This window comes from Streptomyces sp. NPDC007971 (genome assembly GCF_042958635.1).
In the GTDB taxonomy this organism is placed as follows: Bacteria; Actinomycetota; Actinomycetes; order Streptomycetales; family Streptomycetaceae; genus Streptomyces.
Genome location: NZ_JBIBJK010000003.1, coordinates 122,007 through 146,623, shown reverse-complemented (window position 1 = coordinate 146,623; position 24,617 = coordinate 122,007). Strand labels below are relative to the sequence as shown.

Sequence of the window (24,617 nt, the reverse complement as noted above, 5' to 3'; positions counted from 1 at the left end):
CCGTGCTCACGACAGGTCGTCGCGCCCCAGCCACGTCGGCCTGACCGGCACCCCGTCCGCGTGCCGCTCCGGCTGCTCCGGCACCTCCGGCGGGGCAACGGCCCCGGCCGACGCCTCCCTCACAGGTTTCGGGCGGCCGGCGAGGCAGAGTCCTCCAGCAGTTCTGCCACCGTGAACCGTGTGACGAACGACTGGCACGCGCCGTCGACGACGAGCAGGAACTACGGTAGGAGGTGCACAGGAACTGGTGTGCGCGTGTGCCGTGATGCAGAACCGACCGTCGGACGTTCGTCGGCACCGTCTGATCAGGTCAGTGGCCCGGGACGCAGTTGGCGATCTGCGCACTGGTCGTCGTCCCGCCGCCGAACCGCGAGCCCTGAGCTTTGCGACCCGTCCAACGCTGTGCCGACCGTCTGGTTCCAGACATCCGGAAGCGAGGAACCCCGTCAGCGCTGGCACCCGGACGTGTGGGTGGATCCCGCGCAGGTCCAGTCCCGCATCGACGCCGCCCTCACCGTCGGCGGCACCCTGGTCAGCGATGCAGAGGCGCCGAGCTTCTGGGTGCTCGCCGACCCCGAAGGCAACCGGGTTTGCCTGTGCACCTGGCAGGGTCGCGGCTGAGACCAGCCGGCACCCGGCATGGGCCGTCCCACCACGAACCCAGCCGCGCCTCGACGCAGAAGACCACCGGCTACTGCTGGAGCACTAGTGGGACGCGCGCGCTCGGGGGGAAGCCGGGCGCAGTGTGCCGAGTGCCTGTGCCCACGCCAGCAGCTCGTCGACCAGCCCGTGCACCTGCGCCGTGTGCAGATCCCGTGGCCGGAACTCGGTGAAGTGCAGGAAGTCCTCGTGCAGCGACAGCGCCACCTGCGGCCCGATGTCGGCCATCCGCAGGGCGCCCGCCTGCGCGCGAAGCTTCTGCACCGCCATGACCGCGCCGTAGATGCCGTAGCCGACGTAGGCGACCGGTTTGCCGCCCCACTCGTGGTGAAGGTAGTCGATGGCGTTCGTCAGGGAGGCGGGCGCGGCGGTGTTGTACTCGGGGGTCACCATGATGTAGCCGTCGTACGTGCCGATCCGCTCGGCCCATCGCCGGGTGTGCGGCTGCCGTCCCGGTGCCTGGGCCGCCGGAACGGCCTCGTCGAGCAGGGGCAGCGCGTATTCAGCGAGGTCCACGAGCTCGAAGTCCGCGGTGTCGCCCGCGTGTTTCGCCGCCAGGTCCCGTATCCAGGAGGCCACCCGGTCGCCGTTGCGGCGGGGGCGGGTGCTGCCGATGATGATGCCGATCCTGATCATGTCCGACTCCCTTGTCCTGGTTGCGGTGTGAAGGGCGCGCCGTGGCCCGGCACGCCCACGAGGCATCGCAGCTCTTCGGGCCTCTGTGTGACCCTCTGCGCGATCCTCTGTGCCGTTCTCTGTACGGGGCCCTCTGTACGGCCCTCTGCGTGGTCCTCTGCATGGCCCTCGGCGCGGCCGGAACAGCTCTCTACGGGTTCGCCCGGTCCACCGATCCCCCCGGTCCGCCCGGTAGGCGTGGCACGACGAAGGGTGGAGCGCAGGCGGTTCTCCCGGTCAGTCCGTGTCCCTGTGGGCCTGCTGCGCTTCGCGCAGGAGGGCCCAGGCGTCCCCGACGGGCCCCACATGCCCGAGCTTGTCAGGGTTGCTCACCGTGCGAATCGCCTGGATCTGCCCGTCGAGGATGTCCAGCGTCCAGATGTTGATGACGTTGGCGTCGCGGTCGCGGAAGATCGCTCCCGGCTGGCCGTTCACCGGGTGCGGTTCCACCACACCGCCGACCCGGTCGAACCGGGGGAACAGCGCGACGAGCACCCGGGACACACGGTCGGCGCCGAAGAAGCCCTCGGCCCAGCGCGGCGCCTTGCCACCGCTGTCCGCGACCATCTGCACATCGGCTGCGAGCAGTTCCCGCAGGCCGTCGAGGTCTCCTTCCCGGAAGGCGTCGAAGAAGCGCTCGGCGAGTTGTTGGCGCGCGCGTCGGTCGGCCTCGAACCGGGGTCTGCCCGCGTCCATGTGACGGCGCGCCCGCACCACCAGCTGGCGGCACGCCGCCTCCGAGCGGCCCACCACCGACGCGATCTCCGGGTAGCCGAAGGCGAACACCTCCCGCAGCACGAACACCGCACGCTCCAGGGGGCTGAGCCGTTCCAGCAGCAGAAGCGCCGCCATCGACACGGAGTCGGCCAGCTCCGCAGAGCGCTCGGGATCCTGGTACGGGTCTGTCACCAGCGGTTCCGGGAACCACGGCCCGTCGTATTCCTCGCGCCGCACTCGGGCCGAGCGCAGCACGTTGATCGAGACGCGGGTGACCACGGTGGAGAGGAACGCCTTGGCCGAAGCAGGGGAGGTCAGGGTTGCCTCGTAGCGCAGCCAGGTCTCCTGGACGGCGTCCTCGGCCTCGCTGACGCTGCCCAGGATCCGGTAGGCAATCGAGAACAGCAACGGCCGCAGTTCCTGGAACTCCTCGGTCCGGGTCACGCCGCCCCCTCCAGCAGGTCCAGGGGACCCTGTCCGGCCGTCTCCCGGCCGCCCTCGCGTTTGCCGTTCGTGCCCCCGGTCCCGCCTGCCACGACCGCCCGCATGGCCATCCCCTTCCCGACGTGAGCATCTGCCTTCGCTACCCGAGACAAGACAGCCCGGTCGGCTGTGACATGGGAGGGCGGAAGTCGGCGTCGCACCGGCGCAGCCCATACGGGCTGCCGGTCGCCGCCGCGCCGACGTCCGCGAGGGGCGGCGGCACCCGCGTGCTCCTGCGCGGCGGCGAGTCCTGGGACACATGGACCCTCGCCCGGGAACCGATCGTGCGTGCAGACCGTGCCCCCTTGGACGGGATGAGAGAAACTCCCGGCACACTCTCCGTATTGCAGTCCCTTCACCAAGAGGATGAACCACGAATGATCACGCTCACCAAGGAAGACGGCCCGGCCGATCTGGACGGAGTGACCCACCTGTCGATCGGCGTGTCCTGGGACCCCACCGGGGGCGCCAGCGGTGGAGTCATGGGCGTGCTCCGCCGCAAGGCCGGCACCGACCTGGACCTCATCGCCATCGCCATGCAGGGTTCGGACCCCGTGCGCCTGGCCGGCCTGGACTCTCTGGACCCCATGGGCAACGGCTCACTGGTGCACAGCGGGGACAATCAGACCGGCCGCGGAGACGGGGACGACGAGACGGTGACCGTCGAGTTCGCGCGCGTCCCCGGCAATGTCACCTCGATAGTCTTCGTCGCCGCCGCCTTCAAGAGGGGCAGCTCCTTCCAGAAGGCGCGCAACATCAGCTTCAAGGTGTACGACGCGACCGGCGGGACCTCCCAGCAGGTCGCCGACATCTGGCCCAGCCTGCTCACCCAGGACAACGGCTGCGCCGTGGCCAAGGCCATCCGCGTGGGCGGCGCATGGAAGCTCGAGGTGATCAACGTGACCGGGAAGATCAAGCAGGGTGACGAGCACGCCCTGATGCGTTTCGCCATCAGCAAGTAGTGCGTCGGCCCCGTCCGTCCCCCGTGGCCCAGGGGCACGCGGGACGGACGGGGCGGCTTGCCCGGGACGGTTTTTCCCGTCACTCCAGCCTGGGAGTCGCGCACGGCGAGCCCTCCGGCTCGCGGGCGGGAGGGCGGCCGAGCCGCCTCCAGCGCCGTCGATGAGCCGGCAGCCTCTCTGTACCTGCACCTGGACCTGGACCTGGACCTGCACCGTCGACCCGGCAGGTGCTTGTCTTCCTCCCTGCTGTCACCAGTGCGTGCGTGTCGGCGGATCAGCTTCGTGGTGCCAGGTGTGTTGTCTGCCGGTCGTGGTTCTCATCGGCGGCTTCTGGTACGTCGCAGGAGAAGTTGTACCCCGTGAAGTCGGCAACCGGTACGTAACCGATTCGCTGGTAGAGGGCGTTGCTGGTGGCGTTGGCAGGGTTCGTGAACAGTACGACCTCGGTCGCGCCCGCGGTCAGTGCGGCTCTGGTCACCTCGACCGTCACGGCACCGGCGTAGCCACGGGCCCGAAGGTGGGCCGGGGTGTACACGGGATCCACCCGGATCATGCCGCCGATCATCGAAGTCGAGCCGGCCATGGAGACGGGAGTGCCGTCCGGGGTCTCCCAGAATGTGAAGTGCTTGTCGGCGAAGCGCGAGCCGGCCCAGGAGTCGGCGTCCAGGGAAGGGGCTTCTCCGACGTCGGCGGCGAACTCGTTGCACCAGCGGATGAGTCGCTCGTGGTCCTGTCCGACCGCGACACGCCCCTGGCCCTCTGGGCGCGGTGCCGGTGGGGTGAGCGTGCCGAGACGGTGGAGACGGCCCCACCAATGGGCCTGCGGCTCTGCGCCTGTGTGCCGCTGCCATGCCTCGGCGAAAACGGTGGCGGTGTCGTGGTCCGCGGTGACGCCGGACACCGGACGGCCGAGGTCGGCCAGGCGGGCGGCGAGATTGTCGGCCTGCCCGGGAGTAAGGGTGGTGACGGTCAGGCGGCCGCGCGGAGTGCGGTAACAGAGGGCGCGAACCTCGCCCCGCGACTCCAGCCGGCCGAAGACGGTGGCTTCGGCGCCGGATGCGTCCGCACCGTGTGCGTGTGCGCGCAGCTTCTCGATCGTCGTCAGCGGCGTGTTGTGCAGGGCGGGGCGCGAGCGCAGGAAGTCTCCGGCTCGGGCGAGGAAGTGGTTGACGTCTTCGGTGAAGTGCCAGTCGTCCAGGCGCATGCCTCATGATTGCCGATGCACTCGACGGAGGGAGCGCTCTCCCAGAGACAAACTGCCGCCACAGCGGGTGCAACGCATGCCGGTCACATGAGGCAACTTCCCCCGATCGCGAGCGGGTTCGCCTCGCCCACCGGCCGACCGGCCGACCGGCCCACCGGCCCACCGGCCCACCGGCCCACCGGCCCACCGAAAGAACCTTCTCAGGTACGTGGTGCGGCGTCATCCCGGTCGACCACCTTGCCAAAGACCACCCGGCCGCCCGCATCGGAGACCACCTGGTCGCCCGCACCGGAAACCACTCGGTCCCCTGTACGGGGCCCCGCCCCGCCACCCGTGCCCGACCCCGACGCGTCCTGCCCCTTGAACGCCTTGGCCTCACTCTTGAAGATCCTGACCGCCTTGCCCGCCGACCGCGTCAGCTCGGGCAGCCTCTTGATCCCGAGGACCACGACGACGACTACGAGAATCACGGCCAGCTCACTCAAGCCGAACATCAGGTCTGCCCTCCACACAGGAATCTACAGCGTTGTAGAAGTATCTCCCTGAATGTGATCACGGAACAAGCCCGACTTCCAGCTCGGACCGGAAGGACCGCAGGAACCGTCAGAGCGGGCGGCCGTCGGGGCTCCTCTCAGAATGGCGGCAGCTGCACGCCGGAGCGGCACCGGCAGGATTTGCCCCGGACCGGCCAGGCCGAGGCACATCCTAGGATCCTCAGCATGGCAAAGCGCGCGGTACACCGACGGGTCCGGAAGATACTGGGCGACGAGCCCGTGGCCCTGGTCTGGTGCGAGATCCACAAGCCGATTCCCGCACCACCCAAGGATGTACACCGCGCGGCAGGCCGGGGGCGACTGAAGCCGGGGCACCACTGGCTGCTGTACGTCGGGGCCGTGGCCTTCTTCTTCGTCGTCATCCCGATGATGCTGATCAGCAAGCTGGACGCCCGGCTCGAACGGTCGCTCCGGTCCCGACGGAGTCACGAACCACACGCGGGTCGGCCGCAGACTCCGCCCGACGCCCGACCCGACACCTCAGCGGCCGCCTCAGCCGCCGCCTCGGATCGCGGCCGTTCCCGCAATCGCCGACAGGACCCGGCCAACGGCGTCTTCGACGGCGACTGGAACCTGACCGCAGGCCAGTTGCTGCTGCGCTGGTACGGGCATTCACCCAACCCGAAACGCCTGGTCGTTCTGGCGCACGACCGCGTCTGCATCGCCGCGTCACCTCGCCGCCGGCTGACGCCCACCAAGGCCGACGACTTCCGGACCGTCGTGGAGTTCCCCCTGGATCAGGTCCGCGTCGAAGGTGAGGCGGGCCAGCCGCGCGGATTCGCCACTTTCCGGCTCTGCTTCGCCGACGGCTCCTGGGTGGAGGCAGGAAGGCTGGCCGAACCCGAGGACGCCGACCACTTCCTCCGTACGGTCAGCGGCTGACGGGCCCTCCCGGGCCGCCGTCGCGCACCACCCCTTGATCCTCGGCCGGGGCGAGACGCACTGGAAGGCCGCCCCGACGGGTGACCCGAATTCGGTGATGGGCGCAGCGTGGTGCCGGTTGAATGGTGGGATGAGCGAATACGGGACGCCCGCCCTTCACGCGGTTGAGCACGACGATGCGGAGCCCTTGGACGGCCCGCCGCCGACGGGAGGCGATCCCATGAGGCTCTCGGCGACGTCGCCGTAGGCGGCCGCAGTCGTGATTCCTGCCGGCTCGGCATGCCGCGAACCGTCGAGCGCAGGTTCGGTTCGCATCGCGCCACGCGTGGCCGACGAAACCCACCCGCACAACACCGATAACATGTTCGAACTCGTGACGATCGGCCCCACCACCCGAGCCTCAACAGAAAACTACGCCATCCAGGCCAACAAATAGCCCATATAGTCAATATCTAACAAATCGGCCAAATAATTGATATCGATAGTATCGCGAGTTTTCTCGCGACTGAACTGCAGAAATGCTCTCGCCGCGTGGCGTCAACCGCGGGCGATACTGTGGACCGCAGCGGCTGTGGTAACCCTCGGGTTCCTCATCACACTTGAGATCGCAGCACGCCACTACGGTCTGCCGGGGCCTGTCACCAACCAGGCGCGAGAGCTGATATTCCCCCCGAAATCGGGGCCGCTGCTGTACGCCAGCATGGCGCTGATGATGGTGGTGCTCACCTGGCGGCAAAGGTTCATCGCGGCCGGCATCGCCATCGGCATCGACATCACACTGTTTCTGGTGCGGTGGGCGGTCGATGCCAGGACGACCGAAGGCCACCCCTTCGGAAACGGCGCGCTGTGGGTGGTTCTGGGCTATGCCGTCGTAGCCGTCACGCGCCGCGTCGGCCGGGAACGCACCCTGCTGCTGAAGGGCGTCGGGCTGGCCCTGCTGCTGGTCGCCGGCCGCAAGACCGGAGATGCCTGGCTGCTCATCACATCGAAGACACGCCCGGCGGTGCTCGACCAGTACGTGGCAACCGCCGACCACGCGCTCGGCGACCCGTCGTGGCTGGTTGGCCGGTTCGTCCGGGCCACCGGGCCGATCGGCTCCCATGTTCTCGACTACGTCTACATTCAGCTCGCGGTGGCCGCGGTCGTCGTCGCGCTGTACCAGCTGCGCAACGTGGCGGTCGAGCGCCGATTCCCGCGCCATCATCTGGTGCGCACCTTTCTCGTGATCGGCCTCCTGGGACCGGGCATCTACATGATCTTCCCGGTGGTGGGACCGGTCTTCGCCTATGGAGCCGACGGCGGGCACTGGGCGGTGGCCAACCTGTGGCCGGACACCCCGCCGGTGAATGCGCCGCACCCGATGGTCTTCGACGAGATCACCCCACGAAACTGCATGCCCAGCCTGCACACGGCGTGGGCCACCGCGATCTTCATTCATTCCCGCAAGGGCCCGCGGATTCTGCAATTCGGCGGCGCGTTCTGGCTGGTCGCCACGCTCGGAGCAACGCTGGGATTCGGCTATCACTACGGCGCGGACATCATTGCGGGCGTGGTGTTCACGCTCACCATCGAGGCGGCCCTGCGCTCGCTCGAACGTGGCTGGGACAGGTCGGGAATCAGACTGGTCGCATACGGCACAGCCGTCTTCACCGCGCTCTTGGTGTCGTATCGCTATCTGCCGGTGACGATGGCCGAACATCCGTGGGTGTTCGGCCCACTGCTCATTCTGGCGATGGCCTCGGTCATCCAGGGCTACATACTCACGACCAAACAGTGGGAGCCGAAGGCCACACCGGCACCGCAACCGGAACCACAACCCGAACTGGTGTGAATCGCGCCGACGACCCGAGGCTCACCAGGCGAGTGACACGCGGGCGCCGAGCGCGTCTCCGGCCCGGTGGGGACGGGACGAGGGCAGCGCATCCGCGCTTTCTGCGATCCCTCCGGCCGTCGGGATCGGGGGGTGTGGTGGAGTGGGCGTCATGACCGACATCGAGACGATCACGGTACCCGGCCATCTTCGGGGGTACCCCGGGGTGGCGTTCGGCGGATACGTGGCGGGGGTGCTCGCCGGGCGGGCGGCAGCGAAGACCGTACGGGTGGACTTCCGGCGGCCGACCCCGGTGGAGGTACCGGTGGGGCTCGCGGAGAGTGCCGATGGCGGGGCCGTGCTGACCGGCGCGGACGGAGTGCTCGCGGTGGCCACACCCGACGAGCTCGACCTCGAAGCCCCCGAACCGCCCTCCTGGGACGAGGCCTCGGCGGCGGCCGATGCGTACCGCGCGGCACCGCCGGAGGGGACCGTCGACTGTTTCGGCTGCGGACTCGACCGCACGCCCGACACCGGGCTGCGCCAGCACTGCGGACTCGTGCCGGGGCGGGATCTCGTGGCCGCGGCGTGGACGGCCGGGCCCGCGCTCGCCGACCCGGAGGGGATGCTGCGGGCAGAGCTGGTGTGGGGGGCGCTCGACTGCCCCGGGAACGCGGCGGGCCGGCTGCTGGGGAAGCTGCGGGAGGGGGCCGTGACGGCTTCGCTCTCGGGTCGGCTGCTCCGGCCCGTGCCCGTCTCCTCACGGCTGGTGTCGTACGCGTGGGTCCTCTCGGAGGAGGGGCGTAAGCACCGGGTGGGTGTTGCCCTGGGCACGGCGGAGGGCGACCTGTGCGCAGTAGCGTCGGCCCTCTGGGTCGACCCTCGTTAGCATCGCATCCCGGCGTCCGCCGAGGGCTCAGGAAACCGGCAGCTCTGCCCCCACGGGGTTCGGCCGACTCGGCGGACCCCGTGCCTGCCCGTCACGGGCGCCGTCCTGCGCCCGTCCGGTGTGTTGTGGAAACCCCGAGCCCACCCTCGCTGTCCTGGATCTGCACGTGGTGATGTGCTGTGCGTTGTGCACCATTACCTGTACGCGATGCTGAGCTGCACTGTTGATGGGGAGTCGAACCCCTGCGTTGCTCCTCACGCGCCAGGCGTGGGCCGGAAACCGCCGGCCCTCGGTGTGTGCACGCCTCCGAGGCAGCTACCTGCTCCACAACGTCACGCCCTGCCGGGACTGCTCAGTCCAGCAGGTCGGCCTCCCAGTTCGTGCGCTGGATGCGCACATCGATCTCCCGGATCTCCCGCGCGAGCGTATCTGCCTGTGCGCGAAGGTCTGCGACGGGAAGTGCGGGAAGCATCATCAGTTCGGATCGGAGCTGCCGACCGTAGCCCCGCTCGCCGGTCCCCGCTGCCGCATCGGCTGCAGCAGTGATCACCGAGTGGCGCAGCCGCAGTGTGTCCCGGCGCGCAAGTGCATCGGTGAGGGTGCCGTCATGGCCCATGTCCGTCGCGGCGTTGGTCCGGTTGATCCGCCGGATCAGTGTCTCCAGGGCGGCCAGCACCTCGTCGGCCTCGGCCAGCAACTGGTCCGCGGCCTCGGCCGGCGTCTCGCCCTCCTGGTAACGCGCGCTGCTCACGATGCGCGCTCGCAGCTGCTCCACGCGGCGTGCCGCTTCGGCTCGTTCCGCGAGCGCCTCGGCAAGCTTCACTGTTTCCCTGTCCTGTCCGTTGCAAATATCGCCTGAGTATACGAATCAGGCGGGACCCGGACGCACATGGCCCGGGTGGCGGGGCGTTGTTCTGTGTCCTGCCCGCCTACTCCGCCGCCACGATGCGCTCCACCGCGGCCGTCACCAGCTGTTCGCGCTCCGCCTCCGTGAAGACGTCCGGCAGGGTGAGCTGCTCGACGATCAGCCAGTTCAGAGCCAGTATGAGCAGCTTGACGGCCATGGCGTCGCCGGGGAGGCCCGAGGCCTCGTGGTAGGCGACGTTGGCGTCGACGTCGGCGCGGACCCGTTCGGTGAGGACCTTGCGCAGCTCGGGGCGGCGGGTGGCCTCCAGGCGGAGTTCGAGCAGGGCCAGATAGCCGGTGCGGAAGGAGGCGACGCGGCCGACGAGTTCCCGCATCGTCTGCGCGTAGGCCTCCCGGTCACGGCCGGCCGCCCGCTGGCGGGCGATGGTGGCCTCGTCGGGCTGGAGCCGCTCGTAGACACGGGCGCCGGCCTGGGTCAGCAAGTCGTCGCGGCTGGCAAAGTAGTTGGACGCGGTACCGGCGGGCACGGAGGCCTCGGCGTCCACCGCCCGGAATGTCAGGCCCCGCGCGCCGTCCCGGGCCAGCACTTCGATCGCAGCGTCGACGAGTGCGGCGCGCCGCTGATCATTCCGCCTCACCACGGGATGCCACTCCATCTGTAGTACTACGTTTGAACCACTTCGGTCAGAGTACTACTTGCCGTGTCGTCGAGTTACTACTTGCCGCGTCGTCGAGGACCCGCCCGCACCGCCGGGAGGGGTCTTCCTTCAGGTCGCCTCGTCTCCCGAGACGAGGACAGCCGCCAGGTGCCGTGCGGTGCAGCGCCTGCGGTACAGCGCAGTGCGGTGCAGTGCAGTGCAGTGAGCCTCCGCCAACTTGAAGTAGCAGGCCAAAGGACTGGTGTGACCGGCTCTCCGGGTGCTCACGCCGGTCGTGGGCGGCAGTCTGCGGAGTAGATCGTCTGACGGAGCGTTCGGCTTGCCAGTTCCTGCTCGCGGTGGCGGGGTGGCCTTCTACGATCCAGTGCATGCTGGATCCCGAGCTGCTGGAACGGATCACCGCGCGGCGCGCGGAACTGGACGAACTCGAAGAAGAGTTAGCCAAGCAGTTGGCGGAGGTACGGGCCGAGCGCGACGAACTCGCGGTCGCCGAAGGGGTCCTGGAGCGGATGAGTGAACAGCTCGCCGGCGAACGCGCCTCGGCCGCGCGGACGCCCGGGCAGGTGGGCAGGTGGGCGGACAGGCGGTGATGCTGATCCCACACCGCACACCGGGCATGGAAGATGCCGCGCTCCCGCCGGACTACCAACGCATTCTCGCCGCCGTGAGACAGGCCGCCGGGCCGGCCATGGCCCGACAGGTCGGCGAAGTGCTGGGAGTGGACGTTAGCGTGCGGGCCAAGCTGGAACCGCTGCGCGGGAAGCTGGTCAGACTGGCCGACCGCGGTTGGCTGCGCAAATTGCCCGACGGCCGGTTCACCACGCGCTTGTGACCAGGTGTCTTCGACTGGGTGTCTCTGAAGACGGACCGCCCCGGTGTACGGGGGAGACACCGGGGCGGAACGCCAGCATCGTACGGCCGCGCCGTGCTTGGCTTTGGTAGCGTGTCAGATCAGAACGCAGACGGCATAGACCTCACTGCGTGTAGGAAGGCCTTCCACGGTCCAGGCGGTCGTGCTGGATGGGTAGCTAGCGGGAATGCCAGCCGGCAGATCGTACGAGCCGAGGATGTTGTATCCGCCACCCGTCACGCTGTAGCCAGCGGGGCATCGCGCGGTCGCATTGTAGAATGCCTCTCTTACTCCGATGGTGTCGCGGTGGGGGGGTGGGGGGAACCTGGGCGAGTGGACTGCGGCACCACGAGTAGGTGGAAGCCTCCCGTTCCTCGACCTCCTTGGCCATCACCCACGCGGGGGGGGCGCAGGCGCGCGTCCCTACAAATCGCCCCCGCAACCGCGGACGCCACGCGCAACCCCCGTCCAGCGAGCCCTTGCTGACTCATCAACCCGGTACCGAGGCGCAACGACCTGTCAGAAAACAGACCAAGCATTACCGCTGCCCGGAGCGGAGCGGCGCGGACGTAACCGGGGCGCCCCCGACGGCCGTTGGAACTGTGTGACGACAACCAAAGGGCACGCCGAGGACACCGCCCCGCCTGTCTACCGGTGCCGTCTGCCGCTGTCCACGCACACCGTCAACCACCTCGCCGATCTGCTGCGACGCCACCTGAAGGCGATACGGTCCAGGTGGCGGATCCTGCCGCCCGGACGGATCGCGGTGATCGTCCTGGCCGTGCTTCGTCACGATCAGCGCCTGGCGGACATGGCCGGCGGCAACAACGTCTCCGAGTCCACCGTCCGCCGTTGGCGCGACGACCTGATCGCTCTGCTCGCCGCGCGGGCCCCGGCGCCTGGATCGCGCTCTGAAGAAGGTCGCCAAGCGGGGCGGGGAGGTGGTCCTGATCGACGGAACCCTCATTCCCATCCAGCGTCGCACCGGAAGGGCCGACCGGCGGAACTTCTCCGGCAAACACCACCATCACGGCCTGCACTTCCTCGCCCTGACCGACGAGAGAGGCCGGCTGATCTGGATATCCGCCCGGCCCGGCCGTACCCACGACATCACCGCAGCACGCCACGACCGAGTCCTGGCCCACCTGCGCGCCGCAGGTCTCGGCGCCCTCGCGGACCTCGGCTTTCGCGGCCTGGACAACGACGTACGCGATCCCGTGATCGTCACCGGCTTCACAGCCACCCGCGCCCACAAGCTCACACCCGGCCAGAAGACTGCCAACCGGGTCCTCGCCACCCGGCGCGCACCAGTGGAGCACGGCTTTGCCCACCTCAAGAACTGGCGGACTCTCACCAAGCTCCGCACCGATCCCGCTCGTGCCACCGACCTCCTGCGCGCCCTGCTCGTTCTGACGAACCTCGAAGTCACGAGGACTGACGGTGGACGAGAACCGGCTCCAGGCCCGGAACGTCGGGCGGCGTGCCTCGGTCGACGAGCTCGTGCAGCGCGTCGGCGACCTGGGACGGCGTGGGCAGGTCCAGCCGGACGGTCGTCAGCGGGGGCTGCTGCAGGGCCGACACCACGAGGTCGTCGGCTCCGACCACGGCCACGTCCTCCGGGACGGCGAAACCCTCGGTGCGCAGCGCGTGCAGCAGCAGCGCCGCGTACTCGTCGTTGTAGGCGAACACTCCGTCCAGGCCCAACTCGCCCCAATTCCCTGCCAGTTCGGCTGCGGACTCGTGGGTGTAGGACATCTCGACCGCGGTGACGGTCGCCGTGCTGCGAGCGGCGACGCCCTGGGCTCCGGCCAGGCGTGGCCGGGCGAAGGTCGCCAGTCCACGCTCCTGCGGCATGAGCACGCCGATGGTGCGCCGCCCGCGCGCGACGAGGTGCTCGGCGGCGAGTGCGCCGACGCGCGCGTGGTCGAAGTCGATGGTGTGGACGCCCTTCACCTCGTGGGAGGCGAACGCCATGACGCCCCGCACGCCGGCTCTGCTCAGGACGTCGGCGGCCTGGTCGGTCAGGCTGTCGCCGTCGAGGGCCAGCACCGCCGCCGGGCGCAGTTCGGCCCAGGCCCGGGCGGCGCTCACCGCGTCGGAGAAGCGCCCGGCGTGCAGCACGGTGACGTACCCGTGGTGTTCCAGTGCGCTCTGCAGGTCGTCGATCCAGGTGCTGACCAGGCGGCCGACCGCCGAGACGGACGCCGGCATGAGCACGAGGTTGCTCCGGCCCGCCCGCAGCGACCGGGCGGCGGCGTGCGGTACGTAGCCGAGCTGCTGCGCCGCCGCCAGCACGCGGGCACGGGTGGTGGCGCTGACCCGGTGCGCCTGCGTGTTGTTGAGGACGAAGGACACGGTCGCCCGCGACACCCCCGCCAGACGCGCCACGTCCGCGCTCGTGACGGCCGCCGGTGCGGCCGGCTCCTTGCCCATGAAGATTCTTACCCCGTCCCACTGGTCACCTGATCAGCTCCCTCCAGGTTACACGCGTTACCGGTCAGCGCCGCAAGGCAGCTCAGAACCGTACGAGCCACCACCGAAGGAGTCCGATGAACCCTGGAGCCACGCCGGTTCCCCGTCCTCGTGCCCGTGCCCCGCGGGCCCGGCCCCACTGCACGGCCGGGGGCTGGAACAGGACCTCGACGCCGTGTACGCCGGTCTGCGCCGGCGCACGGGACCGGTCGTCGCGGTGGAGATCTCCCCGGGCGTCGGGGCCTGGCTGGTGCTCGGCCACCGGGAGGTGCTCGAAGTCGTCTGGCACCCGGAGCGCTACTCCAGCGACCCGCGCCGGTGGAACGCCGTGGTCCACGGACTGCCGCCCGAGGACTCGCCCCTGCTGCCGCCGCTCGGCCCCCGGCCCACCGCCTCCCGGCTCGACGGGGAGGAGCACCTGCGCCACCGCCGCGCGATGACCGCGGCCCTCGGCCGCATCGACCTGCGGCAAAGCTGCGCGTCGATGCATCACGAGTAACTAGGTGGCCCGCTCCACACGACCGGAACGACTGCAACCAGATCACGCCGACCACCTACTCAAAACGCGCCACGGGCCTGCACAAGTCGGCACCGAGTGCTGCAACACGTGTAACCCCTTGGTTCCGTCGCTGCCGCCACACGCACATGTCATCCAGCGTTCGCAGCCTCACCACCTCAGTTCAGCTCTCAGCTCCCCGCCCGAGGAGTAGCCATGTCCTGCCTCGTCCCCGCTGCGCGGACCACGCGCCCGCACTGCCCGGTGGTACCAGTGACCACTGATGAACGCATCCACCCGAAGCTGACGGAAGCGGCGCACGAGCCACGTCAACGCGGCCTGATGCTGCTCCTGCTGCTCGCCAACTCCTCCATGCTCGCCGTGTACACGGGCGTCGGCTCCGTTCTGCTGCCGCCGCAGATCGCCCAGATCGACCCGGCCGGAAAAAGTCACCGTCCTGGGCATCGTGGGCGGTGTGAGCACGGTGTTCGCCACCGCGTTCAACCCGATCACCGGTGCCCTGTCGGACCGCACCGGCCGCAGGAACCCGTGGATCCTCGGCGGTGCGCTCGCCTCGCTCGCCGGGCTGGTGTTCCTCGGCAGCGTCCGCACCGCCCTCCTCGTCGGCATCGGATGGTGTCTGGTGCAGGCGACGATGAACGTCTACCAGGCCGCCGTCACCGCCGTCGTACCGGACCGGATTCCGCCGGTCCGCCGCGGCACGGCCTCCGCCCTCGTCGGACTGGGGCTGCCGATCGGCGGCACCGTCGGCGTGATGATCGCCTCGCAGACGGCCGACCGGCTGCGGGTCGGATACCTGGTGCTCGCAGGGGTGGCGGCCGGTGCAGCACTGCTGCTCGCCGGGTTCTGCCGAGACGTACCGCGCCGGGAGCCCTCGCCCCCTGTGTCACGGCGCGAGCAGCTGGCCGCCTTCCTGTCCGCCCTGTCCCATCACGACGGCCGACCACCGCCTCGATGTGCCGGCAATGACCGCGCCAAGGCCCGCGCCCTGCACGGACTTTCAATCCATGCCCGTGATCGTGTCATTCCGTCACCATGTCGACCGGATCGATTCCATGGTCACCGCACAGGGCGACGAGCGTCTGTCCTGGACGGTACGGGAAAGCAATCTTCGCAAAGGAAACGACGGCGCCGCCGGCCTCGTCGTCGGTATCGGACCGTCTCGGTTTCCGGAGTCTTCGACGAGGCGACCTTCCGCGGAGCCGCCCGGTACCAGCGCAACCGCGGCATCACCGGCGCCCCCTTGGGCGTGTTCGGTCCAGCGACCCGTGCGTCCTCAAAGGCCGCTGGACGATCAGCAGAACATGCCGGGCAGTCGACCGCTGGACGGTGCGGCTGCGGGGTGGTCGACCACCCGGCGGTGCGGCTACTGGCCCATCTCGTACGCGCCGGACAGTGCCTCGACCCGCTGCCAGACCCGGTCCGTGCGCGCCTCGTCGACGACCGGCCGCCGCACCGAACCCAGCGCCCACTCCTGCTGCTGTTCGGTCGCCGAGTCCTTGCCGTGCAGTTCCACGGCGTGCGCGGAGAAGTCCCGTACGAGGACGGCGAAGAGTTCGTCGAGCACGTCCTCGTCGAGTCCGGTCAGGGCCGCCTGCTCCAGGACGAGCTGCCCGTGCACGACGAGGGCGAAGAGCTGTCCGACCGCGAGGAGGAGGTCGAGGTCGCGGCTCTGCTCCGCGTCGGGGGCGGCCGTGGTGACGAACGCGCAGAGCGCGTCGGCCTGTTCGCGGAAGCGGGTCACGTTGGGCAGGTGTGCGTACCCTTCGAAGGCGGGTCGCCAGTCGTGGAAGCGGACCGAGCCGAGGCCGCGGGCCGGACCCTGCCGGAAGAGGAAGTCGTCGTCGGCCGCGTCGAGGCGGGTCGGCACGGCGGGGTACTCGGCCGGGTCGAGGAGGTGGTTGCGCATGAACTTCAGGATCAGGGCCAGGTTGACGTGGACCGTACCCTCCAGCTTCGGCAGGCCGCGGATCTCCACGGCCGCCTGGGCGAAGTAGTTGTCCTTCTCGAAGCCCTTGGCGGCGATCACGTCCCACATCAGGTCGATGACCTTCTCGCCCTCCGTGGTCACCTTCATCTTCGTCATCGGGTTGAAGAGCAGGTAGCGGCGGTCGTCCGGGCCGGCGGAGCGGAAGTAGTCGACGGCGCGGTCGCTGAACAGCTTCATGCCGACGAGCCTGACGTAGGCGTCGGTCAGCTCGCGCCGCACATGCGGGAAGGCGGTGACGGGGCGGCCGTAGAGGATGCGGTTGTGGGCGTGGGTGACGGCCTCGTACATCGCGTGCTCGCAGATGCCGATCGAGGCGGTGCACAAGTTGAACTTACCGACGTTGACGGTGTTGAGGGCGGCGTCGAAGGCGGCGCGCCCGGTGTGCAGGACGTCCTCGGCCGCTACGGGATAGTCCTCCAGGCGGAACTCGCTGACGAACTTCGACGAGTCGACGACGTTCTTGACCAGGTGGTAGGCCGGGTGGCGGCTGTCCGCGGCGAAGAACACATAGCCGTCGGGGCCCTCGACGTCGGTTCGGCGGCCGAAGACGGAGACGAGTCCGGCGGCGTTGCCGTTGCCGATGTAGTACTTGGAGCCGGTGGCGCGGAAGCCGCCGTCGCCGTCGGGCTCCAGCAGCATGTCGGTGGAGTAGATGTCGGCGCCGTGGGCCTTCTCGGACAGGCCGAACGCGAACACCTCGCCCTCGGTGAGGAGTTCCGCGGCGCGGGTGCGGGCCGCGGCGTTGTCGCTCTGCCAGACGGGGCCGAGACCGAGGATCGTGACCTGCCAGGCGTACCAGTAGTCCAGGCCGTAGAAGCCGAGGATCTCGTTGAGCGCGGCGATCCGGGCGGTGTCCCACCGCTTGTCGGGTTCCCCCTCCCCCGCCGCGGACGACGGTGTCAGGAAGGTGGCGAACAGGTTCTCCTTCGCGGCGAAGGCGAGGAAGTCACCGAGCCACGCGCGGGTCCGGTAGTCCTCGATCAGCTGCCGCTTCCCGCGCTCCTCGAACCAGTCGACGGTGGCACGCAGCAAGCGGCGGGTCTCAGGGTCGAAGTGCGCGGGGTCGTACGTGCGCGGGTTGAACAGCAGCTGGTCAGCCATGGTCAGGACGCCTTTCGGCTGGTGGGCGGGCGGGATTCGTGAGGTGTGAGGGCTGGGCGGGCCGGTTCGTCAGGACCGGCGGGGGTGCGGCCGGCCGGGGGACCGGCGGCGGGGTGCGGTCCGTCGGGAGGATCGGCGCCGGGGTGCGGTCGGTCGGGAGGATCGGCGCCGGGCGGCCGGTCGCGAGGACCGGCGGTGGGCGCGGCGGCGGTCAGCGGACCGGACCGAACCGGGCGAGCGTGGCGAGCACGTCGTCCAGCCAGTCGATCATCATCCGCTCGTACGCGATGCCGCCCCGCAGCACGACGTGCTGGAGCTCTCGTTCCGGGTCGAGCGGTGCCTGCGGGCCGGACGCGACCGGCTCGGGCCCCGTGAAGTCCCGCACCTCTCCCGCGAGATAGTGCGCCAGCCGGTCCCGGTGAGCCTGCCGGTGCCGCTCCACCTCGCGGATCAGGGCGGCCGGGTCGTCGAAGGCGGCGCCCCGGATCTTCACGGCCAGATCGTGGCGGACGGTCTCCGGCTCGATCGGGTCGTGCAGCCAGGAGGACAGCGCGGCCCGGCCGAGGTCGGCCACGGAGTACTCCTTCTTGTCCGGCCGGCCCTGCTGCGGGACGTCCCGGACGTCGACCCAGCCGTCGTTCTCCATGCGCTTGAGCACGCGATAGATCTGCTGGTGCGTCGCGGTCCAGAAGTAGCCGATGGACCGCTCGAAGCGCCGGGCAAGCTCATAGCCGGATCCCGGCTTCTCCAAGAGCGACACCAGGATCGCGTGTTCGAGCGCCATGCCGTCGATCCTTCTATGCAACTCGTTGCATAGCAACCCTCGCCCGCTCCGGTGCGACGCGGCTCACCCTGCCGACGGCCCCTGGACGACAGCCGACGGACACCCGGTCGCGACGTGCCGGGCCGAGGCACTGCTGACACTGCGAGAGGCCGGGTGTTGGTCCGGCCGTGTCCTCCGACCAGGGCGCATCTAGCAGAAGAAGGGCTGAGCGCATCCGGGGAAGGGCAGGAGATGGGGGCACGGCGTGCTCGACGCCGCGGACGAGCAGTCTCGGGGTGGTCGTCTCCGGCGTCGGGATGCCACCCCTGAAGGCCTCCGGTCCTGAAGGGCTCCCCCACCCCCGACAGGCTCCGGTCCTGAAGAACCCCACCCCCGACAGGTCCCCCTCCTGAAGGGCTCCGCCCGCGAAAGGCTCCGCCCCTGAACGCGTCCCTCGCAGCCGCGCTCTCCGCTGCCCTGCTCCTGGCCGTGCTTGCCTGCGCGGTGATCCGGCCGTGGGGCTGGCCGGAGGCCGTCGTCGCCGTCCCGGCCGCCGGGGTGGTCATCGCCACCGGGGCGATCTCCCGGGCCGACGCGGCTGCCGAGGCCGCGCTGCTGGGGCCGGTGATCGGCTTCCTCGCAGCCGTACTGGTCCTGGCTCAGCTGTGTGACGACGAGGGCTTGTTCCATGCCTGTGGTGCCTGGATGGCCCGCAGCGCGGCGGGACGCCCGCGCCGGTTGCTGGTGCAGGTGTTCGTGGCCGCGTCCCTGATCACCGCGGTGCTCAGTCTGGACGCGACGGTGGTGCTGCTGACCCCGGTGGTCTTTGCCACCGCGGCCCGGATCGGTGCCCGGCCCAAGCCCCACGTGTACGCCTGCACCCACCTGTCCAACACTGCTTCGCTGCTGCTGCCGGTGTCCAACCTCACCAATCTGCTCGCCTTCGCCGCCAGCGGGTTGAGCTTCACCCGATTCGCCGCTCTGACGGCCCTGCCCTGGCTGGCCGCCATCGGTGCCGAGTACGTGGTCCTCCGGCGGTTCTTCGTCACGGAGCTGGACGCCGGAGCCCAGGCGCCCCCCACCGCCGAGCCGCGTGAGGTGCCGGTGTTCGCGCTGGTCACGGTGGCCTGCACACTGGTCGGCTTCGTGGTGACCTCTGCGGCCGGAGTCAACCCGGCGTGGGCGGCCGCCGCGGGCGCGGCCGTGCTCGCCGCCCGCGCCCTGGCCCGGCGCCGCACCACCCCCACGGCCGTCGTGCGCGCCGCGACGGTGCCCTTCTGCGCGTTCGTCCTGGCTCTGGGCATCGTGGTCCGTGCGGTCGTCGACAACGGCCTCGGCGACGCGCTCGGCCACGTGGTACCGGGCGGGACCGGCTTCGCGGCCCTGCTGGGCCTCGCGGCGCTGGCCGCCGTGCTCGCCAACGTCATCAACAACCTGCCCGCCGTCCTGGTACTGCTGCCGCTGACGGCCCCCTCGGGGCCGGGAGCCGTCCTCGCGGTGCTGCTGGGAGTGAACATCGGCCCGAACCTCACCTACGCCGGTTCACTGGCCACCCTGCTGTGGCGGCGCATCGTGCGCGCCCACGACGGTGACGTGGAACTGGGCGAGTTCACCCGGCTCGGGGCTCTCGCCGTACCCGCCGCCCTGCTGCCCGCGGTGGTGGCACTGTGGATCTCACTCCATGTGATCGGAGGCCGAACACCGTGACCGTCATCGCCTGGATCGTCGAAGGCACCTGGCCCGGCTGCGTCGACGCCGCCCGCACCCACGCCCCCGCCGACGCCGACATCGTGCTGCTGCACGTCACCGGCACGGAAGTGCCCGGCGCCGCCCACGGTGCCTACGCCGGACTCCTGGGCCGCGCCCGCCCCGACCGCGACCCCGGAACCGCCGTGGAGCACCTCGCCGCAGCGGCCGGCGAACATCTCCTGGCCGCCGCGGCCGAACGGCTGGGACGCCCCTGCACCCGCACCGAGCGCCTCGGCCGCATCGAACGGGAGGTCGTCACCGCCGCCGAGGGCGCCGACCTGCTCATCCTCGCCCGGGACGGTGACCGCACCCACCTCGGGCCCCGCAGCCTCGGCCCCGCCGGCCGCTTCGTCGTCGACCACGCGCCCTGCCCGGTACTCCTGGTCTGGCCGGAGGCGGCACCCGGCACGGCCACCATCCCGGCACCGCCTCCCCACCCACCGCACCACCGGTAGCCCGTCCGGCGACCAGCGACGATCGACCACGGCGGGCCGCGGGCTCAGACCGTCGTGTCCCACATCGAGGACCACTCCGCACCCGCTGCGGTGGAGACGCGGTGGGACGCCCCCGCGTACTCCGCCACCGGGGCCTTGCGGGCGTGCATCACGCCGGCGCCCAGGGGCAGTGCCGAGTGGTCCACGGGGGTGAGTCCGGCATCGCCGAGGAGCCGGGCATAGTGGTTTGCGCGGCGTTCGCGGCCGCCGACGTTGCACATCATGTGCAGGTCCCACGAGGTGGCCAGCGAGGGTGAGCCGTCGACGGGCAGCACGCGCTCGACGATGAGGAGGTCGGCGTGGTCGGGCATCGCCCGGGAGCAGTGGCGCAGGATCTCGCGGCAGCGCTCGTCGTCCCAGTCGTGCAGGACGCGGGAGAGGACGTAGACGTCCCCGCCCGGCGGTACGTCCGCGAAGTCGCCCGCCCGGTAGGCGCACCGTTCACCGCAGCCGAGGGCGTCGAGGCACGAACAGCTCCGCCAGTTCGGGATCGCGGGCGAAGTGGTCGAAGTGGTTCTCGCCGAAGAGGTGCTCGAAGGCGACCTGCCCGGTGCGCACCGTGTGTCCGAGGCCGGCGAAGGACTGGTAGAACGGGCCGCCGTACATCAGGGCCAGCGGCCGCATCGAACCCGGCGCGTCCGCGCGCAGCAGTGCGCCGAGCGGAGTGAGCCGGAAGCCGTCCCGGTCCTGTGTCACCACGTCCAGCATCGCCAGGTAGCGCAGGAGCCTGGCCAGGTTCTCCGGGACGGCGCCGACCGTCCGTGCCAGGGCCTCGACGCCGATCCGGGTGTCCGTGTCCATGGCGTCCGGCACCCGTAGCTGCGCGAACGCCGCCAGTGCCTGTGTCGTCCACGCCCCGGTCAGCAGGCGCAGGAGCGCTTCGGCGGGCTGTCGTGCGCTGTGCTCCTCCAGATGGGCGGCGAGCGCGTCCCGGTGATCACCCTGCGCATAGAGTTCCACCCGTCGGTAGCCGGCCTTCGAGTCGGCGGGCGCGGCGAAGTAGAACACGGTGCCGTTCTCGTGCGCGTTGTAGCCCCCGCCGCCGGGAACCGCGCCGCGCCGCGTGAGGACCGCGCACAGGCCGCGCAGCATCAGCGGCTCCGCACGCTCGACCTCGAAGGCGAGGTGCGCCTCGTGCTGCCGGGCACGCTCGTGCTCCGCGATCCCGGCCAGCTCAGAGCCGGGCGGCACGGTCAAGGCGAACACCTCGATCGTGCGGCGTGCTCCGTCCGGACCCCTCACTCCCGGACGCAGAATCCTTACCTCCAGCTCCTTCGCGTCCCGTCCGTGCCGCGAGGCGAGCCGCTCCGTGGCAGGCGGGCTGCGTCGCCCGGCATCGTCGTCATCATCGCGAAGGCATCCTCATTTCGGTGCTGGGTGGAACGGTGCTCATACGCCGACGTAGTTCTCTGCGAACCAGTCCTGTTGACTGCGCGAGGTGCGCAGGGCCTCGATGCGGGCACGCCGTACGGAGTTCTGGAACAACGATTCACCGTCCGTGCCGGACGGGCCGTGCAGCAGCCGGATCATCCACTGCGAGAAGTCCTGGGCACGCCAGATGTGCGGCAGGCACCGGGCCGAGTAGCGGGCGAGGCCCTCCGGATCGCCGTGGGCGAGGTCGTCGATCAGGGCCTGGGCGAGGATCTCCGCCTCCAGCACCGCGAGGTTCGCGCCCTGGCGGCGGACGGGCTGATCAGGCTCGCGGCGTCGCCCGCGAGGAAGAGCGATCCGTGGCGCAGCGGTTCCAGCACATCTGACTGCAGGTCGACGACGCTGCGCTGAAGGATCGGGCCCCGGTGCAGCGGACCGTGGTCCTCGGCACGCATACGCAGCTCCAGCTCGTCCCAGATCCGGTCCTCGGACCACGTGTCGGCAGGACTGTCGCGCTCCCACTGCAGGTAGTAGCGCGTGACCTCGGCGGTGCGGGCCATGTGCCCGGCGAAACCCCGGCCGTGCATCGCGTAACCCACCGCGTCCAGGCTCGGTGGCGCCTCGGCGAGCAGCCCGAGCCAGGACACGCCGTGGTCGCGTCGGCGGTGACGGACCGCGCCGGGCGGCAGTGAGCGCCGAGCCGCGCCGAGCCGTCCGTCACAGCCGGCGACGTACCTGGCTCGCCACTGGCCGGGGCGTCCGTCCGCGTCGCGCACCGTGACCGCGGGCCGGGCGCACTGCGCTCCCAGCACGTCCAGGGCTTCGGTCTCGAAGCGGATCCGGCCGCCGGCGTCCAGGAAATGCGTCAGCAGATCCGCGACCAGATCCTGCTGCGGATAGACGGTGTGCCGCTCGCCCCGCCCGAGCTTGCTGTAGTCGAGGCGGAACCGGCCGTCCTCCGTGCGGAATTCGCAGGTGCTGTGCTCCAGGCCGCGCCGGTGCAGGCCCTCGCTCAAGCCGTGCCGGTCGAGGATCCGCACGGTGTTCGCGGCGAGGAAGCCGGCACGCGCCCGGGTCTGCACGTGCGCGCGGCCGGCGCGCTCCAGAACGACGCAGTCGATCCCGCCCCTGTGGAGGAGATTGCCGAGCACCAGCCCGGCCGGTCCGGCGCCGAGGATGACCACATCAGCCGTGTTTTCGGCTGCTCGAATTGTCTGACCTTCCGTCACAGGAGCGGATCTTAACCACACATAAACACACAGACAGGCCAAGATCACTCGAAGGAGATCAGTACGTGCGAATGTACTGGTGAGAGGCGGGGAAGCCCCGGCACGTGCACGGCGCTCCCCCGCATGGTGATCGGCCGGCCCCTGCCGGACCGGTTGCCCGGGAGCCCCCTCGGCACGGAACCGAACCGCTCGTCGGCGGCGGCCTCCTCGAACCCGGCAACTCCGGGATCACAGCCCAGCACCGTGAGCAGGGGACGTCACCGCCGGCCCGCAAAGATCCGCCCCCGCGGCCTCGTTCCCGCCCTCACCAGTCGTGCATGGTCCCGTCGCTCAGCCTGCTGACCGGCAAGTACGCCTGCTGATAAGGGAAGCGGCGTGCCGCCTCGACGTCCAGGACGACCCCCAGACCCGGTGTGTCGGACGGATGCAGAAGTCCGTTCTCGAAGCGGTAGGAGGTCCGGAACACCTCCAGGGTCCGCTGGGAGTGCCGCATGTACTCCTGGATGCCGAAGTTGTGCACGGCCAGGTCCAGATGGAGGGCGGCGGCCATGCCCACCGGGGAGATGTCGGTGGGCCCGTGCATTCCGGACCGGACGCCGTAGACGGCCGCGAGGTCGAGCAGCTTCTTCATCGCGGTGACGCCGCCGGTGTGGGTCACCGCGGAGCGCACGTAGTCGATCAGCCTCTCGCTGAGCAACGTGGTGTAGTCGTGCACGGAGTTGAAGACCTCGCCGATCGCCAGCGGTGTCGTCGTGTGCTGCCGGATCAGGCGCAGGGCCGCCTGGTCCTCCGCCGGCGTGGCGTCCTCCAGCCAGAACAGGTCGTACGGCTCCAGTGCCTTGCCCAGCCGGGCGGCCTGGATCGGTGTCATCCGGTGGTGTCCGTCGTGCAGCAACGGCAGTTCCGGGCCGAACTCCGCGCGGACGGCCTCGAAGACGCCGGGCAGGTGCCGAAGGTAGGCGCGGGTGTCCCAGGTCTCCACGGTGGGCCGGGACCGGTCGCCGATGGTGCGGCGTGCGGGCTCGTAGTCGTAGCGGTCTCCGCCGCCGGCGCTCGACGTGGCGACTCCGTACACCGAGTCGAAGCCGGGGATCCCGGTCTGGATGCGGATGGCGCGGTAGCCCTGCTCCTGGTGCGCGCGTATGGAGTCGAGCAGCTCGGGGACATCGCGGCCGGAGGCATGACCGTAGGCGAGCGCACCGGTGCGGGAGGCACCGCCGAGGAGCTGGTAGAGGGGCATCCCTGCGTACTTGGCCTTGATGTCCCACAGCGCCGTGTCCACGGCCGCGACGGCCGCCATGGTCACGGGGCCGCGTCGCCAGTACGCCCCTCGGTAGAGGTACTGCCAGGTGTCCTCGATGCAAGAGGCGTCGATTCCGATGAGCAGGGGCACGACATGACTGTCCAGATAGGAATGTACGGCCAGCTCACGGCCGTTGAGGGTGGCATCGCCGAGGCCGACGACGCCGTCCTCGGTGGTGATGCACAGGGTGACGAAGTTCCGTCCCGGGCTGGTGACGATCACCTCGGCGGACACGATCTGCATGGTGGATCCCCCCTCTTTCCGACGTTCGTTCGGTCGGATGGTTCGTTCGGTTCGGCTCGGTTGGTTGAGTCCGTTCACTCGGTTCGGCCCGCTCGGTCGGCGCGGTTGGTTCGGCCCCTTCGCCCGCCCGGCCGAGTCGGATCGGTCGGTTCAGCCGACTCGATCGGTTTGCT

At 70.1% G+C, this 24,617-nt stretch carries 23 protein-coding genes and 3 pseudogenes; 12 read left to right on the top strand and 14 right to left on the bottom strand.

Features of this window, described 5'->3' with window-relative positions; genetic code table 11:
* Positions 1–60: 60 nt before the first annotated feature.
* Complete coding sequence (locus ACFZCP_RS07445) at positions 61–621, top strand: VOC family protein (protein ID WP_391424945.1); 561 nt, start codon at positions 61–63, stop codon at positions 619–621.
* Between the two features lie 84 nt (positions 622–705).
* Here the strand turns inward: ACFZCP_RS07445 and ACFZCP_RS07440 are convergent, their stop codons facing one another.
* A complete protein-coding gene (locus ACFZCP_RS07440) occupies positions 706–1,296 on the bottom strand; it encodes an NAD(P)H-dependent oxidoreductase (protein WP_391424942.1) in 591 nt (196 codons plus the stop codon).
* Between the two features lie 276 nt (positions 1,297–1,572).
* The gene (locus tag ACFZCP_RS07435; RefSeq protein ID WP_362683880.1) at positions 1,573–2,496 is read right to left on the bottom strand and encodes an RNA polymerase sigma-70 factor; all 924 of its coding nucleotides are present in this window, start codon (positions 2,494–2,496) and stop codon (positions 1,573–1,575) included.
* A 416-nt stretch (positions 2,497–2,912) separates the two neighbouring features.
* On the opposite strand from ACFZCP_RS07435, the gene ACFZCP_RS07430 reads away from it, so the two are divergent.
* Positions 2,913–3,497 carry a TerD family protein gene (locus ACFZCP_RS07430; protein WP_391424941.1) on the top strand — a complete coding sequence of 195 codons (585 nt, stop codon included), beginning with the start codon at positions 2,913–2,915 and terminating at the stop codon, positions 3,495–3,497.
* A gap of 274 nt (positions 3,498–3,771) precedes the next feature.
* Here ACFZCP_RS07430 and ACFZCP_RS07425 read toward each other — a convergent pair whose 3' ends face one another.
* Both ACFZCP_RS07425 and ACFZCP_RS07420 read right to left on the bottom strand, forming a co-directional pair.
* The gene (locus ACFZCP_RS07425; protein ID WP_391424939.1) at positions 3,772–4,701 is read right to left on the bottom strand and encodes a GNAT family N-acetyltransferase; all 930 of its coding nucleotides are present in this window, start codon (positions 4,699–4,701) and stop codon (positions 3,772–3,774) included.
* Positions 4,702–4,901: 200 nt separating this feature from the next.
* Positions 4,902–5,195, bottom strand: a complete 294-nt coding sequence (locus tag ACFZCP_RS07420) for a twin-arginine translocase TatA/TatE family subunit (RefSeq protein WP_391424937.1) — start codon at positions 5,193–5,195, stop codon at positions 4,902–4,904.
* 225 nt (positions 5,196–5,420) lie between these two features.
* On the opposite strand from ACFZCP_RS07420, the gene ACFZCP_RS07415 reads away from it, so the two are divergent.
* From ACFZCP_RS07415 to ACFZCP_RS07405, 3 genes are all read left to right on the top strand, one after another.
* Entirely contained in the window at positions 5,421–6,137 is a 717-nt protein-coding gene (locus tag ACFZCP_RS07415; RefSeq protein WP_391424935.1) for a hypothetical protein, read from the top strand.
* A gap of 571 nt (positions 6,138–6,708) precedes the next feature.
* On the top strand, positions 6,709–7,968 hold the full coding sequence (locus ACFZCP_RS07410; protein WP_391424933.1) for a DUF5933 domain-containing protein: 1,260 nt from the start codon (positions 6,709–6,711) through the stop codon (positions 7,966–7,968).
* A 151-nt stretch (positions 7,969–8,119) separates the two neighbouring features.
* Positions 8,120–8,836 (top strand): PaaI family thioesterase, encoded by a 717-nt coding sequence (locus ACFZCP_RS07405; protein WP_391424931.1) that lies wholly within the window; start codon positions 8,120–8,122, stop codon positions 8,834–8,836.
* A gap of 352 nt (positions 8,837–9,188) precedes the next feature.
* Here the strand turns inward: ACFZCP_RS07405 and ACFZCP_RS07400 are convergent, their stop codons facing one another.
* Both ACFZCP_RS07400 and ACFZCP_RS07395 read right to left on the bottom strand, forming a co-directional pair.
* Entirely contained in the window at positions 9,189–9,659 is a 471-nt protein-coding gene (locus tag ACFZCP_RS07400; protein ID WP_391424929.1) for a DIP1984 family protein, read from the bottom strand.
* Between the two features lie 106 nt (positions 9,660–9,765).
* Positions 9,766–10,344, bottom strand: a complete 579-nt coding sequence (locus tag ACFZCP_RS07395; protein WP_391424927.1) for a TetR family transcriptional regulator — start codon at positions 10,342–10,344, stop codon at positions 9,766–9,768.
* Between the two features lie 386 nt (positions 10,345–10,730).
* Between ACFZCP_RS07395 and ACFZCP_RS07390 the strand changes: the two genes are divergently transcribed.
* The 3 genes and pseudogenes from ACFZCP_RS07390 to ACFZCP_RS07380 form a co-directional block, all read left to right on the top strand.
* Positions 10,731–10,952 carry a hypothetical protein gene (locus ACFZCP_RS07390; RefSeq protein ID WP_391424926.1) on the top strand — a complete coding sequence of 74 codons (222 nt, stop codon included), beginning with the start codon at positions 10,731–10,733 and terminating at the stop codon, positions 10,950–10,952.
* Positions 10,934–11,194, top strand: coding sequence for a hypothetical protein (locus ACFZCP_RS07385; protein ID WP_391424924.1), 261 nt, complete (start codon positions 10,934–10,936; stop codon positions 11,192–11,194). Before ACFZCP_RS07390 ends, ACFZCP_RS07385 begins: the two co-directional genes overlap by 19 nt.
* Positions 11,195–12,153: 959 nt before the next feature.
* Positions 12,154–12,570: pseudogene (locus tag ACFZCP_RS07380) on the top strand (transposase family protein); the annotation flags it as partial.
* A 67-nt stretch (positions 12,571–12,637) separates the two neighbouring features.
* Here the strand turns inward: ACFZCP_RS07380 and ACFZCP_RS07375 are convergent.
* Complete coding sequence (locus tag ACFZCP_RS07375) at positions 12,638–13,645, bottom strand: substrate-binding domain-containing protein (RefSeq protein WP_391424922.1); 1,008 nt, start codon at positions 13,643–13,645, stop codon at positions 12,638–12,640.
* A gap of 214 nt (positions 13,646–13,859) precedes the next feature.
* Here ACFZCP_RS07375 and ACFZCP_RS07370 point away from each other — a divergent pair, with 214 nt between their 5' ends.
* Positions 13,860–14,183 (top strand): hypothetical protein, encoded by a 324-nt coding sequence (locus ACFZCP_RS07370; protein ID WP_391424921.1) that lies wholly within the window; start codon positions 13,860–13,862, stop codon positions 14,181–14,183.
* Positions 14,184–14,351: 168 nt separating this feature from the next.
* On the opposite strand, the gene ACFZCP_RS07365 is transcribed toward ACFZCP_RS07370, so the two are convergent.
* Positions 14,352–14,693: a hypothetical protein gene (locus tag ACFZCP_RS07365; protein ID WP_391424919.1), complete on the bottom strand. Its 342-nt coding sequence runs from the start codon at positions 14,691–14,693 to the stop codon at positions 14,352–14,354.
* Between ACFZCP_RS07365 and ACFZCP_RS07360 the strand changes: the two are divergent.
* Positions 14,647–15,069: pseudogene (locus ACFZCP_RS07360) on the top strand (MFS transporter); the annotation flags it as partial. The gene ACFZCP_RS07365 and the pseudogene ACFZCP_RS07360 sit on opposite strands and share 47 nt — an antisense overlap.
* 498 nt (positions 15,070–15,567) lie before the next feature.
* Here ACFZCP_RS07360 and ACFZCP_RS07355 read toward each other — a convergent pair.
* Positions 15,568–17,292, bottom strand: a complete 1,725-nt coding sequence (locus tag ACFZCP_RS07355; RefSeq protein ID WP_391424917.1) for an acyl-CoA dehydrogenase family protein — start codon at positions 17,290–17,292, stop codon at positions 15,568–15,570.
* A gap of 211 nt (positions 17,293–17,503) precedes the next feature.
* Positions 17,504–18,076: a PadR family transcriptional regulator gene (locus ACFZCP_RS07350; protein ID WP_362683988.1), complete on the bottom strand. Its 573-nt coding sequence runs from the start codon at positions 18,074–18,076 to the stop codon at positions 17,504–17,506.
* 420 nt (positions 18,077–18,496) lie between these two features.
* Here ACFZCP_RS07350 and ACFZCP_RS07345 point away from each other — a divergent pair, with 420 nt between their 5' ends.
* Together ACFZCP_RS07345 and ACFZCP_RS07340 are read left to right on the top strand one after the other, a co-directional pair.
* Complete coding sequence (locus tag ACFZCP_RS07345) at positions 18,497–19,762, top strand: SLC13 family permease (protein ID WP_391425491.1); 1,266 nt, start codon at positions 18,497–18,499, stop codon at positions 19,760–19,762.
* Positions 19,759–20,259 (top strand): universal stress protein, encoded by a 501-nt coding sequence (locus ACFZCP_RS07340; protein WP_362683991.1) that lies wholly within the window; start codon positions 19,759–19,761, stop codon positions 20,257–20,259. Before ACFZCP_RS07345 ends, ACFZCP_RS07340 begins: the two co-directional genes overlap by 4 nt.
* 44 nt (positions 20,260–20,303) lie before the next feature.
* Here the strand turns inward: ACFZCP_RS07340 and ACFZCP_RS07335 are convergent, their stop codons facing one another.
* The 4 genes and pseudogenes from ACFZCP_RS07335 to manD form a co-directional block, all read right to left on the bottom strand.
* Positions 20,304–20,789, bottom strand: coding sequence for a methyltransferase (locus ACFZCP_RS07335; protein WP_391425489.1), 486 nt, complete (start codon positions 20,787–20,789; stop codon positions 20,304–20,306).
* Positions 20,740–21,495 (bottom strand): hypothetical protein, encoded by a 756-nt coding sequence (locus ACFZCP_RS07330; protein WP_391424915.1) that lies wholly within the window; start codon positions 21,493–21,495, stop codon positions 20,740–20,742. The genes ACFZCP_RS07335 and ACFZCP_RS07330 overlap by 50 nt, the downstream gene beginning before the upstream one ends.
* A 192-nt stretch (positions 21,496–21,687) precedes the next feature.
* A pseudogene (locus ACFZCP_RS07325) lies at positions 21,688–22,853 on the bottom strand (4-hydroxybenzoate 3-monooxygenase).
* 349 nt (positions 22,854–23,202) lie between these two features.
* The gene (gene manD, locus ACFZCP_RS07320) at positions 23,203–24,444 is read right to left on the bottom strand and encodes a D-mannonate dehydratase ManD (protein ID WP_391424914.1); all 1,242 of its coding nucleotides are present in this window, start codon (positions 24,442–24,444) and stop codon (positions 23,203–23,205) included.
* Positions 24,445–24,617: the final 173 nt, after the last annotated feature.

Excerpts from the sequence above, each read along its gene's own strand:
- manD (WP_391424914.1), bottom strand. The coding sequence starts at position 24,444 with ATGCAGATCGTGTCCGCCGAGGTGATCGTCACCAGCCCGGGACGGAAC.
- ACFZCP_RS07420 (WP_391424937.1), bottom strand. The coding sequence starts at position 5,195 with ATGTTCGGCTTGAGTGAGCTGGCCGTGATTCTCGTAGTCGTCGTCGTG.
- ACFZCP_RS07425 (WP_391424939.1), bottom strand. The coding sequence starts at position 4,701 with ATGCGCCTGGACGACTGGCACTTCACCGAAGACGTCAACCACTTCCTC.
- ACFZCP_RS07430 (WP_391424941.1), top strand. The coding sequence starts at position 2,913 with ATGATCACGCTCACCAAGGAAGACGGCCCGGCCGATCTGGACGGAGTG.
- ACFZCP_RS07355 (WP_391424917.1), bottom strand. The coding sequence starts at position 17,292 with ATGGCTGACCAGCTGCTGTTCAACCCGCGCACGTACGACCCCGCGCAC.
- ACFZCP_RS07375 (WP_391424922.1), bottom strand. The coding sequence starts at position 13,645 with ATGGGCAAGGAGCCGGCCGCACCGGCGGCCGTCACGAGCGCGGACGTG.
- ACFZCP_RS07350 (WP_362683988.1), bottom strand. The coding sequence starts at position 18,076 with ATGGCGCTCGAACACGCGATCCTGGTGTCGCTCTTGGAGAAGCCGGGA.
- ACFZCP_RS07390 (WP_391424926.1), top strand. The coding sequence starts at position 10,731 with ATGCTGGATCCCGAGCTGCTGGAACGGATCACCGCGCGGCGCGCGGAA.
- ACFZCP_RS07440 (WP_391424942.1), bottom strand. The coding sequence starts at position 1,296 with ATGATCAGGATCGGCATCATCATCGGCAGCACCCGCCCCCGCCGCAAC.
- ACFZCP_RS07415 (WP_391424935.1), top strand. The coding sequence starts at position 5,421 with ATGGCAAAGCGCGCGGTACACCGACGGGTCCGGAAGATACTGGGCGAC.
- ACFZCP_RS07405 (WP_391424931.1), top strand. The coding sequence starts at position 8,120 with ATGACCGACATCGAGACGATCACGGTACCCGGCCATCTTCGGGGGTAC.